The following is a 12,954-nucleotide window of genomic DNA, read 5'->3' as shown; positions in this document are numbered from 1 at the left end:
TTATCACGATAGCTTGCCATTAAAATTATTCTTCAGGTATGCTGCTTGATGTATAATTAGTTTTATCACTTCAACTCCAACCTTATGCGTATACTCTTTTTAGCAATTGGATTATTTCTTTCTTTTACTGCGATGGCACAAAATACAGCTACTTTAAAAGGGAAGCTTGTAGACAGTGTAGGAAAGCAAGCTTTGAAAGATGCCTCTATTACCATATTAGAAGCGAAGGATTCTACGCTAGATGTTTTTGGACTGGCAAAGCCGGATGGTAGCTTTATGGTTGAAAAAATTTCTTTTGGGGATATGATTGTCATGATTAAGTTTCAGGGCTATGAATCTTTTTCGAAGAAGATAACCTTTTCTAAATCCAATGCTACTGTTGACTTGGGAACGATTTATTTAAAACTTGCCGCTAATGACTTAGGAGAAGTAACTGTTACGCAATCTCCCATAACAATAAAAAAAGATACTGTTCAGTTTAATGCATCTAGTTTTAAAACTAAGCCTAACGCAGTAATGGAGGATTTGTTAAAAAAATTACCAGGGGTTCAAGTAGAAGCAGATGGAACAGTAAAAGCACAAGGTGAAAATGTGCAACGCATTTTAGTAGATGGGAAGCGATTTTTTGGAGATGATCCTAAGTTAGCTACCAAAAATTTGCCTCCTGACATGATTGATAAAATCCAGGTATTTGATGCGTTAAATGACCAAAGTGCCTTCACTGGTTTTGATGATGGCAATAGAATTAAAACCATCAATATTACCACCAAAAAAGACAAGCGAAAAGGGTATTTCGGTAGAGTAATTGCCGGTGGGGGTTCTGATAGTAAAGAAGGTCGTTATGATAATAGTGTGAACTTGAGTTATTTTAACGGTGATAGACAAATTACTTTTACAGGCCAAGCCAACAACGTAAATAAACAAAATTTTGGTGGACAAGATTTCTTAGGAGCTATGGGAGGCGGTGGAGGAATGGCGAGAGTTGTTGTTAATGCAGTAGGTGGAGCCAGGGGTGGTGGTGGAACTGCTACCAATAACAATGGCGGTATCATTAATACTTGGGCTGGCGGTATCAATTACAAAGATGTCTGGGGTAAAAAAACAGAAGTATCTGGTAGTTATTTTTATAATGACCAAAAAACATATAGAGAACAAAATAGTCTAACCCAGAACTTGATTCCAGGCAATCCGGATTCTTCTATTTATAACTCACAACTTAATAATTCAGTAACCAAGAACAGCAATCATCGTATTAATTTTAATATTGAGCATCAATTTGATTCTTCCAATTCTATAATAATACGACCCAATATTAGTTTTCAAGAGACTGAATCAGCAACTGATGTAACAACATTTTCTACGAGGGGTATTTCTAAAAATTTGAATAATTCTGTTGCATCAACAAAAAGAATGAACAGCGGGTATAATGCTAGTATTGAGGCAACTTTCAGACACAGATTTAAAAAGAAGGGTCGAACTTATTCCATCGCGTTTAATCCAGGGCAAACAATGAACGATGGAAATACATCCAACTATTCAATAAACAATTTTTTTAATACTCCTGTTGCCTATGCAGATACCATTAATCAAATTGGCGTAACAAATAGAGATAGTAAAACCATCAATGCCACTTTCTCTTATACTGAACCCATTGGGAAAAATCAGATTCTAGAATTTAATTATAATTACAACAACAATGTAAATAACTCTGGAACTAGAACTTTTGCATTTAATAAGACCTCAGGGCAGTATGATTTGATAGTGCCAAATTTGACCAACGTATTTGAAAATACTTTCAACTCCAATCGCGTGGGTTTAAATTGGCGTATTCAGAATGCTAAATACAATTTCAGTATTGGAACAGGAATACAAGTTGGGGAATTGGTAAGTAAAAACATTACCAGAGATAGTTCTATTACCCAAAATTTTGTGAATTTTTTCCCAACCATGAACTTTCGATATGATTTTTCACGCACAAAAAATCTACGGATTTTCTATAATGGTAGAACCGCTCAACCTTCTGCACAACAATTGCAGCCTGTGATTGATAATTCTAATCCTCTGAATATCACTTCTGGTAATCCTAACTTGAAGCAGCAGTTTATTCATACGTTTAGGGTGTTATATAATTCCTTCGATGTCGTTACGCAGAAAATTTTCTTTGCTACTATTAATGCGAATTTCACAGCTAATGATATTCAAAATTCTACCACTTACTTGCCAAATGGAGCACAGTTTACTCGACCAGAAAATTTGAGTGGTACTTACAATATTAATGGATTCATTAATTATGGCTTCCCATTAAAGAAGCCCAAAAGCAACTTGAATTTTGGCGTTAATCTTGGTAGGAATCAGAGTCAAACTTTGGTAAACAACCTAAGTAATTATACCCGAAATACAACAGCTGGTTTCAATGCCTCTTGGACAACCAATATAAAGGAAGGCTTCGATATGAATTTCTCTTCTAATTCTAGTTTCAGTTTTGCCCGATATACTTTGCAGCCTCAGCAAAATGGCGATTTTTTTACTCAAACTTTTGTGGCTGAACCCACCATTTATAATAAAAAAGGTTGGGTTTTCTCAACGGATTTTCGTTATATCAAAAACACAGGCCGTGCAGAGGGATTCAATACGAATATTCCTTTGTGGAGTGCAAGTATTGCGAAGCAATTATTCAAGAAGAAAGATGGAGAAATCAAATTCTATGTATTTGACTTACTCAATCAAAACCAGAGTTTAACTAGAAATGTAACGGGTAACACAATCCAAGACGTTTCTACTGTTGTTTTAAAACGCTATTTCATGATCAGCTTCACCTATAATCTAAGAAGTTTTGGGGCTCCACAAGGTGGAATGCAGCAAAGAGGCATTAATCAAATTTTTAGAGGTGCACCGGGTCAAGGTATGCAAGGCATGCAGATGATGCGATTTGGACAATAAGTTAGGTTTAATCAAAAGTTAATATATCTAGAGCTAAGGGGAAATAAATTATTTCCCCTTCGTATTTTAAAGAAATGTAACTTTGCATCTCATTTGAAACAATGGTAGCAAGCATTTCATACATTTCTAACGCTAACAACTGTTCGTATTTTACAGAACAACTGCGGTTGCCATTTATCGTATTACCGAGGCCACGACGTGGTTTCTGATAGGACGAGCAACTGGCACTTGCCCCTATCAGTGAAAATATCTCCGAAACTTTTCAGGGCACTTAGCCAAAATTTATCCTTATTCACTTTTTATTCATTTATATACGTTGGAACAGTCAATTATTGTTCGTGTAGCTACTGCCGATGATGTGCATTTTGCCTCCACCATTACAGATGAAATGGAGTCCTCTGCAAAAGCCAGAGGTACGGGTATTGCTAAAAGAAGTCCAGAATATGTGGCTAACAAAATGCGGGAGGGAAAAGCAGTTATTGCACTAACTCCTCAAGGAGAATGGGTAGGGTTTTGCTACATAGAAGTTTGGGGACATGAGCAATTTGTAGCCAATAGTGGCTTGATTGTATCGCCTGCCTTCAGAAAAAGCGGAGTGGCCAAGCAAATTAAGCAGACAATTTTTAATTTATCCAGAACCAAATATCCAGCAGCCAAAATTTTTGGATTAACCACAGGACTTGCGGTAATGAAAATTAACAGTGAGTTGGGCTATGAACCTGTTACCTACAGCGAATTAACCGATGACGAGGAGTTCTGGGCTGGCTGCAAGAGTTGTGTGAACTATGATATCCTGATGAGTAAGGACAGAAAAAATTGCATGTGTACTGCCATGTTGTATGATCCTGCTGATCATTATGAGCCCGAAGAGACCATTGCCGATTTTAAACAGAATTCAAAGTTATATGAACGCTTTATGAAAGTAAAGCAAAGTAAACTGCTTAAGTGGTTTAGGAAGAAGGCAATGAAAAGTTATTTTATTCAATTTTAATAAGTGGAATATGCAAGCAAAGAAACTAGTACTAGGATTTAGCGGAGGATTAGATACTACATACTGTGCAATTTATTTATCTCAGGAAAAAGGATATGAAGTTCATAGTGTAATTGTAAATACCGGAGGATTCACCGAAGATGAGTTGAAACAGATTGAAAAGCATGCTTATGCTTTGGGTGTAAAAACACATACTACTATTAATGCCATCAAGAGCTACTACGATTCAATTGTTAAATATCTGATTTATGGTAATGTTTTAAAGAATAATACTTATCCGCTCAGTGTAAGTGCTGAAAGGTTAAGTCAGGCTTTGCATATCGCAGAACATGCAAAAAAAATGAACGCCGTTGCAGTAGCACATGGAAGTACAGGAGCAGGTAATGATCAGGTAAGATTTGACATGATTTTCAATATCATGATTCCCGGTATTGAAATCATAACGCCTATCAGAGATCTGCAACTGAGCAGAGAAGCTGAAATTGAATACCTACAGTCAAAAGGTGTTCAGATGAATTTTCAGAAAGCAGCTTATTCCATTAATAAGGGATTGTGGGGAACCAGTGTAGGAGGAAAAGAAACATTGTATTCAAAAGGAATTTTACCGGAAGAAGCGTGGCCAACACCTGTAACCAAAACCGGTGAGGAAGAAATGAAAATTCATTTTGAAAAAGGAGCAATTACCTGGGTAAACAATCAGCATTTTACGCATCCGGCTCATGCCATTCAATACATACAGTCTATTGCTGCCCCTTATGGCATTGGCAGAGATATACATGTGGGTGATACCATTATTGGAATTAAAGGAAGAGTAGGATTTGAAGCGGCTGCACCCATGGTGATTATCAAAGCGCATCATGCTTTGGAAAAACACGTTCTTACTAAATGGCAGTTGAATTGGAAAGATCAGCTTGCGCAGTTTTATGGTAACTGGCTACATGAGGGTCAAATCATGGATCCGGTTATGCGCAATATTGAAGCATTTCTAACTGATTCTCAAGATCAGGTTACCGGGTCAGTTTTTGTGCAATTGCTCCCGCATCGTTTTCAAATTATTGGTATAGAATCTCCTTTCGATTTAATGAGCAGTAAATTTGGTAAGTACGGAGAAATGAACTCAGGTTGGACAGGAGCAGATGTTAGAGGATTCTCAAAGATTTTTGGGAACCAGACAGCCATTTATCATCATATAAAAAACGCTTCCCATGATTAAGGCGGGTATCGTTGGTGGTGCAGGATATACGGGTGGGGAATTGATTCGTATTCTATTGAATCATCCGGATGTAACTATCCAATTTGTTCATAGTACCAGTAATGCAGGAAAATTTCTTTATCAGGTTCATACCGATTTAATTGGTGAGACAGATTTAATTTTCAGTGCAGTTCTGAGCAATGATATTGATGTATTGTTTCTTTGTATGGGCCATGGAGATGCCAAAACATTTCTTGAAAACAACTCCATCAATGATTCAATTAAAATCATTGATTTATCCCAGGATTTTAGACTAAATAGTGCATCGTTGTTTGGCAATCGCAGTTTCGTTTACGGATTGCCTGAATTAAATAAAGCAGCAATTGTCTCAGCACAGAATATTGCCAATCCGGGTTGTTTTGCAACAGCTATACAGTTGGCTTTATTGCCTTTGGCTGAAGCAGGTGTGTTGGGAGATATTTATACAACCGGTATTACAGGTTCAACCGGTGCCGGACAGGGTTTGAGTGCAACTTCTCATTTTAGCTGGAGGGCCAATAATATTGAAGCATATAAATCACTGGCACATCAGCACGTTAAAGAAATCACCCAATCTTTCAATCAACTACAAAAGGGGGATGCACTAACAGCGGATGGTTCTGGAAGAGGATTGCACTTTGTTCCATGGAGAGGTGATTTTACCAGAGGAATTTATACCAGTTCAACTATTGAAATTGGTATTCCTTACGAAGAAGTGCAGCAAATCTATACTAGCTTTTATGCGGATGCAGCATTCACTTTTGTGAGTGGTTCAATGATTAACCTAAAGCAGGTAGTTAACACCAACAAGTGTTTGATTTTTACAGAGAAGCAGGGAAGCAAATTGATTGTTCATTCTGCTATTGATAATTTATTAAAAGGGGCCAGTGGTCAGGCGGTTCAGAATATGAATCTGATGTTTGGTTTGGATGAGTCTGCCGGGTTAAAATTAAAAGCCAGTTATTTTTAGTCATGAAATTATTTGATGTATATCCGTTAAACAATATTACCATCACAAGAGCTCAGGGTTCTTATGTGTGGGATAAAGATGGTGTTCAGTATCTAGACATGTATGGTGGCCATGCGGTAATCAGCATTGGTCATACGCATCCGCATTGGGTAAAGCGGATAGAAACCCAATTAGAAGCTATAGCTTTTTATTCCAATTCTATTCAGATTCCTTTACAACAGGAGCTGGCAGACAAACTGGGTATGTTAAGCGGAAAAGCAGATTATCAATTATTTCTTTGCAATAGTGGAGCAGAAGCGAATGAAAATGCATTGAAGCTAGCATCTTTTCACACGGGTAGAAAAAAAATTGTTGCTTTTTCCAAATCCTTCCACGGACGAACTTCACTCGCAGTTGCAGCTACTGATAATCCCGGTATTGTAGCACCGGTTAATGAAACAGATAATATTATATTTCTGCCATTTAATGACGAAGCCGCATTGCAGGAATGTTTCAAGAATCATGGAAATGAAATTGCTGCAGTAATTATCGAGGGTATTCAGGGTGTTGGGGGTATTGTTCCTGCAAGCATCTCTTTTCTGCAATTAATCAGATCCTTATGTGATGCTTCCGGCGCTGTTTATATTGCCGATAGCGTTCAGTGTGGCTATGGAAGAACCGGACAGTTTTTTGCACATGATGTTGCAGGAGTGAATGCTGATATTTACTCTATGGCTAAGGGCATGGGGAATGGCTTTCCCATTGGTGGCATTTTGATTGCTCCCCATATACAACCTAAACATGGTATGCTGGGAACTACGTTTGGTGGTAATCATCTCGCTTGTGTAGCAGCCCTTGCCGTTCTGGAAGTAATGGAATCAGAACAGTTGATTGAAATGGCCAAACAAAGGGGCATGTACCTGATGAATCAGCTAAAGTGCATTGAGGGGATTGAAAACGTTAGAGGCAGAGGATTGATGATTGGATTTGATGTGCCTGAACGCATAAAAGGGTTAAAAAAGTTATTGCTGGAGAAGTACAATATTTTTACGGGAGAAGCCAAACCCAATGTAATAAGATTATTACCCTCGCTGGCATTAACCAGAAAACAGGCTGATGAATTTTTGGAAGCTTTGACGGAAGCAATAGCTGAACTTGAAAATCCCCCTGCATAACTATGAAACATTTTATTTCTGTATCAGATGTGGGTAATGTTAGCGCTTTGGTAGCTAAGGCATTACAATACAAACTAAGTCCCTACGCGGACCTGCATTTGGGAAGAGGCAAAAGAATTGGCCTGTTGTTTTTAAATCCAAGTTTAAGAACCCGTTTAAGTTCTCAGGTAGCAGCGAGCAATCTGGGCATGGAAGCGATTGTTTTTAATGTAGATAAAGAAGGATGGGCTTTGGAGTTTCAGGAAGGCGCCGTGATGAATGGAACAACTGTTGAGCATATCAAAGATGCTGCTCCGGTTTTGGGCCAGTACTTTGATGTTTTGGCAATACGTACTTTTCCGTCTTTGAAAAACAGAGAAGAAGATTATAGTGAGTTGTTTATTAAACAATTCATACGTTTTGCAGGTGTTCCTGTAGTAAGTTTGGAAAGTGCAACCTTACATCCTTTGCAGTCTTTAACTGATTTGGTAACCATTCAGGAGTCTTTGGTGGAGCATCCTTTACAAGGGAAAAAGCCTAAAGTGGTGCTTACATGGGCGCCACATATAAAACCATTGCCTCAATGTGTTGCCAATAGTTTTGCTGAGTGGGTTAATGCCTGGGGTGGTGCTGAATTTGTTATTACCCATCCAAAAGGCTATGAATTGGATGAGAAATTTACAAAAGGAGCAACCATTGAATACGATCAGCAGAAAGCTTTAGCCGAGGCTGATTTTGTGTATGTTAAAAACTGGAGTAGTTACCAGCAATATGGTCAAGTATTATGTTCTGATAAAAATTGGATGTTAACCAATCAATCTTTGCAGAGCACCAATATTGCCAAAGTAATGCACTGTTTACCTGTCCGTAGGAATATAGAGTTGAGTGATGAAATTTTAGATGGTGAAAATAGCCTGGTTACCCGACAGGCAGGCAATCGTGTCTGGGCAGCACAGGCTGTTCTTGCAGAAATATTAAATGCTTGTAAATAAGCTCTATGAACCCTTTATTCATCATAAAGATTGGCGGAAATATTGTGGATGATGAAATGGCGTTAGAACATTTTCTATCCTCTTTTGCTGCTATACCTTTTCCTAAGATATTGGTGCATGGTGGTGGTAAACTAGCTACCAGAGTAGCTGAAGCCATGGGGATTCAGCAGCAGATGATAGAAGGAAGAAGAATTACCGATGCGGAAACCCTGAAGATTGTTACCATGGTATATGCTGGTTTTATTAATAAGAATATTATTAGCAAGCTTCAATCCAAACAAAACAATTCGGTAGGTATCACCGGTGCAGATGGAAATGCTATTCTTGCACATAAACGTATTTCCAAAACAGACTATGGATTTGTGGGGGATGTAGATTGGGTAAATACAGCCTTTTTTCATCAACTACTGGACAACGGTTATGTTCCTGTTGTTGCACCCATTACCCATAATGGCGAAGGACAATTATTAAATACCAATGCAGATACTATGGCACAATCTATTGCAACTGCATTGAGTAAACAGTATGCTGTTACTTTAATTTATTCTTTTGAAAAATCAGGTGTTTTACTGGATGTACAGGATGAGTCTTCCTGCATTGCTGTTTTAACGCCAGACTATTATCAATCTCTTAAAGAAAAGCAGCTGATTTTTGCAGGAATGATTCCTAAATTAGACAATGCATTTGCTGCTATTCATGCCGGGGTTGCGAAAGTGATTATAGGAAATGCTGCCGCGCTTCCCAAATTAATGGAAGGGAAAACCGGAACAACTATTCAATATGGCTGATATAGAAGTACTATATAATGAAGCGCTTATTCTACTGCATGAGCTGATATCGATTCCTTCCTATAGCAGAGAAGAATCGAATACGGCCAATGCGATTGAAAAATTTCTCAGCAAAAAGACAATACCTGTTAATAGACACTTAAATAATATATGGGCGGTTAATCAGTATTTTGATCCTCAAAAACCTACTCTATTATTAAACTCTCATCACGATACAGTTAAGCCGAATGCGGGATATACAAAAGATCCTTTTGCACCATTGATTGAAACAGATAAGTTGTTCGGTTTAGGTAGCAATGACGCGGGGGCTTCTCTTGTTTCCCTCATAGCAGCCTTTATACATTATTATCCGCAACAGCATCTGAATTACAATATTGTATTGGCTGCAACAGCAGAGGAAGAAATTTCAGGACTCAATGGGATAGTGGCCTTGATTCCCTTGATACCAACTCCAGCATTTGCGATTGTGGGCGAACCTACTTTGTTGAATCTGGCCATTGCTGAAAGAGGCTTACTGGTAATAGATGCCAACACAAAAGGAATTGCCGGACATGCGGCCAGAGAAGAAGGAGACAATGCATTATACAAAGCCATTGAAGATATTCAGTGGATACGGCAGTATCAATTTGACAAAATCAGTGAGTGGCTGGGGCCAGTAAAGATGACGGTAACTTCTTTTCATACCGACAATAAGCAGCATAATGTAGTGCCTGCAACTGCTGATTTTATTATTGATATTCGCGTGAATGAACTGTATAGTTTCGATGAAATACTCAGCATATTGTCTGCCAACCTTCGCAGTGAATTTGCCCCTAGAAGTACCCGATTAAAATCTACAGGCATTCCGGTTGATCATCCGATAGTACAAGCAGGGATCAATCTAGGTAAAACCTGTTATGGAAGCCCTACAACAAGTGACAAGGCTTTGATGCCATTTCCCGCGTTAAAAGTGGGGCCTGGTGATAGTGCCAGAAGCCATACGGCGGATGAGTTTGTGTATTTGAATGAAATAAAAAATGGAATCGAATTTTATATTAAGCTTTTAAAGCAGGTGCTATGAAATTATGGAGTAAGGAAAATACAGCAACCACTAATGCTGTAGAAAAGTTTACTGTAGGTAAAGACAAAGATTTTGATGCGCTGTTGGCCCCCTTTGATGTATTGGGTTCTATTGCTCATGTTACCATGCTATCACAGATTGGCTTATTGACTCCTGAAGAAAAGAATCTGCTGGTAAAAGAGTTACAAAAAATATTTGTACTGGTTACTCAACCAGATTTCTCCATCCCGGAAGGTGTGGAAGATATTCACTCTTATGTTGAGTTCATTTTAACACAGAATCTGGGTGATTTAGGAAAGAAGATCCATAGTGCAAGAAGTAGAAATGATCAAGTACTAGTAGATATTAAATTGTATCTGAGATCAGAAATAAAAAGTATTGCAGAACAAACCCAGTCTTTATTCCAATTGCTCCAAGCACAAAGCGAAAAATTTAAAAATAATTTATTGCCTGGCTATACGCACTTACAATTAGCTATGCCCTCTTCCTTTGGTCTTTGGTTTGGTGCCTATGCGGAGAGCCTGGTTGACGATTTGATTGTTTTGGAATCTGCTTATCAGGTGGTGAATAAAAACCCACTGGGATCTGCAGCAGGATATGGATCTTCTTTTCCTATTAACAGAACACTTACTACCCAATTACTTGGATTTGAGCATTTAAATTATAATGTTGTTTATGCGCAAATGGGCAGAGGCAAAACAGAAAGAATTGTTGCGGCAGCGCTTGCCAATATAGCGGATACATTGGCCAGAATGAGTATGGATGCCTGTTTGTACCTGAATCAGAATTTTGGTTTTATTAGTTTCCCTGCAGATCTAACTACGGGTTCCAGTATCATGCCGCATAAAAAGAATCCGGATGTATTTGAATTGACAAGATCTTACTGTAACCGACTTAAAGCATTGCCTAATGAAATTGCTTTAATGACCACCAACCTGCCATCCGGATATCAGCGTGATTTGCAACTTCTTAAAGAACATTTATTTCCGGCATTCAATGAATTAAGTAATTGTTTGCAGATGATGGAATTAATGCTCAGCAATATTTCAGTTAAAGAACATATTGCGGATGCGGAACAATATCAGTTCATGTTTAGTGTAGAGGAAGTAAACAAACTGGTTATGCAGGGGGTTCCTTTCCGGGATGCTTACCAGCAGGTGGGCAATGCTATTGAAAAAGGCCAGTTTACCTATTCAACCCAGATTAACCATACCCATGAAGGAAGTATTGGAAATTTGTGTAATGCTGAAATTGGCCAAATGATGGATACTGTATTGAAAAGGTTCCAATTTAGCAAAGCCACAACAGCCATCAACGCACTTTTGGCTTAACTTGTGCCACTATTCTACTAATTAGATATATAAGTAATCAAATGAAAAAAATTTTTTTCCTATTCCTTTTGGGTAGCTATTCTCAGTTCATATTTGCTCAGGTGAAGCCAGTAAGCAAGGGCTCTGCAGCGCCTGCTAAATTAAAAGCAGCTGTTAAGCCTGCTGCCAATACCAAAGCTGCCCCTGCGGCCTTTAAGTCAGCAGCAGATAGTGCCAGCTATGCATTGGGTTTCAGAATTGCCCAGAATTTAAAATCCCAGGGACTGGATCCACTGGTAGAAGCTCAGTTTCAAAAAGGAATGTCAGACGCATTTGGAGGTAAAAAAACCCAGATTGCTGATGAGGTATTAGACCTTTGCATTGGAAATTACCAGCAAAAATTAAGCTCGGAAAAAGCCTCCGTAGCCAAAGAAGCGGGAAAAGCTTTTCAGGCTCAGATGGCTAAAAAGCCGGGAGTGGTAACTCTGCCTTCCGGGTTACAGTATGAGGTGATTAAAAATGGTACTGATACTATCAAACCCAAACTATCCAATACCGTAAAATGCCATTATCACGGCACATTGATTAACGGAGATATTTTTGACAGTTCAGTTGAAAGAGGAGAACCCGTTAGCTTTCCTTTAGGCAATGTGATTTTGGGTTGGCAGGAAGGGTTGCAGTTAATGACGGTGGGCAGTAAATGGAAATTCTATATTCCTTCTGATCTGGCTTATGGCGATCAGCAAAAGGGAGACAAGATTGTACCTGGTTCCCTGCTTATTTTTGAAGTTGAATTGTTAGATGTTAAATAGACCTTTAACCTTTACAAAATTTAACAAAGTAATCTACATAGGAATCATAATCTACATTTCGAATGGGCAACTATTATTTTATTTTATTCAAACGTTAATTGTTTTAATTATAATATCCTATATTATTTAATAAGGATATGTAATTTATAGCATCAAATTGAAACTCAATTGCCTTAGAGTTACACTCATTAATGATCATTGGGATTTTTTTAATATTGCTGTTTTTAATCAATAATTGATACTTTCTATCTCCTGTAGAACCTACATGTTCTAGTACTGCAATACCTTTTTTATCATCTACTAAGTAAAAGATAACTTTTCTATTCGTTTTAGATACTGAATATTCAATATCTAAAACAAATTTCCTTTTAGATACTGCTCTAATAGATTTTATTTGCCACTCCTCTTCTTCAAAAGAATGTTCTGTATATTTTTTTGCATCTATTTCCAACCTTAAAAGTGTTCCCCAATCACATGGGAAGTATGTATAAAGATTATTCTTATATTGGTATAAGGAAATCCATTTGCCAAATGGGAACTGTAAAGATTTTTCTATTTTATTTTTTCTAATACTTCCAAAGTTTGATAATCGTTCATAATGCCAGGAGTTTGAGTTGGGATTTATGTAAACTTTATTAAATACTTTTTGTTCAGCATTATATATTTTTTTTAGAAATATAGTATCCTTATATTCACCCATAACTGAACTAGTGCACGTAAAAAAAAG

Annotated in this window: 11 protein-coding genes; 10 read left to right on the top strand and 1 reads right to left on the bottom strand. The window is 37.8% G+C overall.

Annotation, left to right across the window (positions count from 1 at the left end; all coding sequences use genetic code 11):
• Positions 1-84: 84 nt before the first annotated feature.
• From TEGAF0_RS08355 to TEGAF0_RS08310, 10 genes are all read left to right on the top strand, one after another.
• A complete protein-coding gene (locus tag TEGAF0_RS08355) occupies positions 85-2,940 on the top strand; it encodes an outer membrane beta-barrel protein (protein WP_264897677.1) in 2,856 nt (951 codons plus the stop codon).
• 316 nt (positions 2,941-3,256) lie between these two features.
• Positions 3,257-3,931: a GNAT family N-acetyltransferase gene (locus TEGAF0_RS08350; protein WP_264897675.1), complete on the top strand. Its 675-nt coding sequence runs from the start codon at positions 3,257-3,259 to the stop codon at positions 3,929-3,931.
• A 10-nt stretch (positions 3,932-3,941) separates the two neighbouring features.
• Positions 3,942-5,144 (top strand): argininosuccinate synthase, encoded by a 1,203-nt coding sequence (locus TEGAF0_RS08345; protein WP_264897673.1) that lies wholly within the window; start codon positions 3,942-3,944, stop codon positions 5,142-5,144.
• A complete protein-coding gene (argC, locus tag TEGAF0_RS08340) occupies positions 5,137-6,132 on the top strand; it encodes an N-acetyl-gamma-glutamyl-phosphate reductase (RefSeq protein WP_264897672.1) in 996 nt (331 codons plus the stop codon). The genes TEGAF0_RS08345 and argC overlap by 8 nt, the downstream gene beginning before the upstream one ends.
• Positions 6,133-6,134: 2 nt before the next feature.
• On the top strand, positions 6,135-7,286 hold the full coding sequence (locus TEGAF0_RS08335; protein WP_264897670.1) for an aspartate aminotransferase family protein: 1,152 nt from the start codon (positions 6,135-6,137) through the stop codon (positions 7,284-7,286).
• Between the two features lie 2 nt (positions 7,287-7,288).
• Positions 7,289-8,257, top strand: a complete 969-nt coding sequence (locus TEGAF0_RS08330; RefSeq protein WP_264897669.1) for a Rossmann-fold NAD(P)-binding domain-containing protein — start codon at positions 7,289-7,291, stop codon at positions 8,255-8,257.
• A gap of 5 nt (positions 8,258-8,262) precedes the next feature.
• Positions 8,263-9,045, top strand: coding sequence for an acetylglutamate kinase (gene argB / locus TEGAF0_RS08325; protein WP_264897668.1), 783 nt, complete (start codon positions 8,263-8,265; stop codon positions 9,043-9,045).
• Positions 9,038-10,105, top strand: coding sequence for a M20 family metallo-hydrolase (locus tag TEGAF0_RS08320; RefSeq protein ID WP_264897666.1), 1,068 nt, complete (start codon positions 9,038-9,040; stop codon positions 10,103-10,105). Before argB ends, TEGAF0_RS08320 begins: the two co-directional genes overlap by 8 nt.
• Positions 10,102-11,436, top strand: a complete 1,335-nt coding sequence (argH, locus tag TEGAF0_RS08315) for an argininosuccinate lyase (protein ID WP_264897664.1) — start codon at positions 10,102-10,104, stop codon at positions 11,434-11,436. Before TEGAF0_RS08320 ends, argH begins: the two co-directional genes overlap by 4 nt.
• Positions 11,437-11,477: 41 nt before the next feature.
• Positions 11,478-12,227, top strand: a complete 750-nt coding sequence (locus TEGAF0_RS08310; RefSeq protein WP_264897662.1) for an FKBP-type peptidyl-prolyl cis-trans isomerase — start codon at positions 11,478-11,480, stop codon at positions 12,225-12,227.
• Between the two features lie 103 nt (positions 12,228-12,330).
• Here TEGAF0_RS08310 and TEGAF0_RS08305 read toward each other — a convergent pair whose 3' ends face one another.
• Positions 12,331-12,927 (bottom strand): hypothetical protein, encoded by a 597-nt coding sequence (locus TEGAF0_RS08305; RefSeq protein WP_264897660.1) that lies wholly within the window; start codon positions 12,925-12,927, stop codon positions 12,331-12,333.
• Between the last annotated feature and the right edge of the window lie 27 nt (positions 12,928-12,954).

It is taken from the genome of Sediminibacterium sp. TEGAF015 (assembly GCF_025997995.1).
Taxonomy (GTDB): domain Bacteria; phylum Bacteroidota; class Bacteroidia; order Chitinophagales; family Chitinophagaceae; genus Sediminibacterium.
Note: the sequence above shows the minus strand (reverse complement) of the source record. Positions and strands in the feature narration are given on the sequence as shown.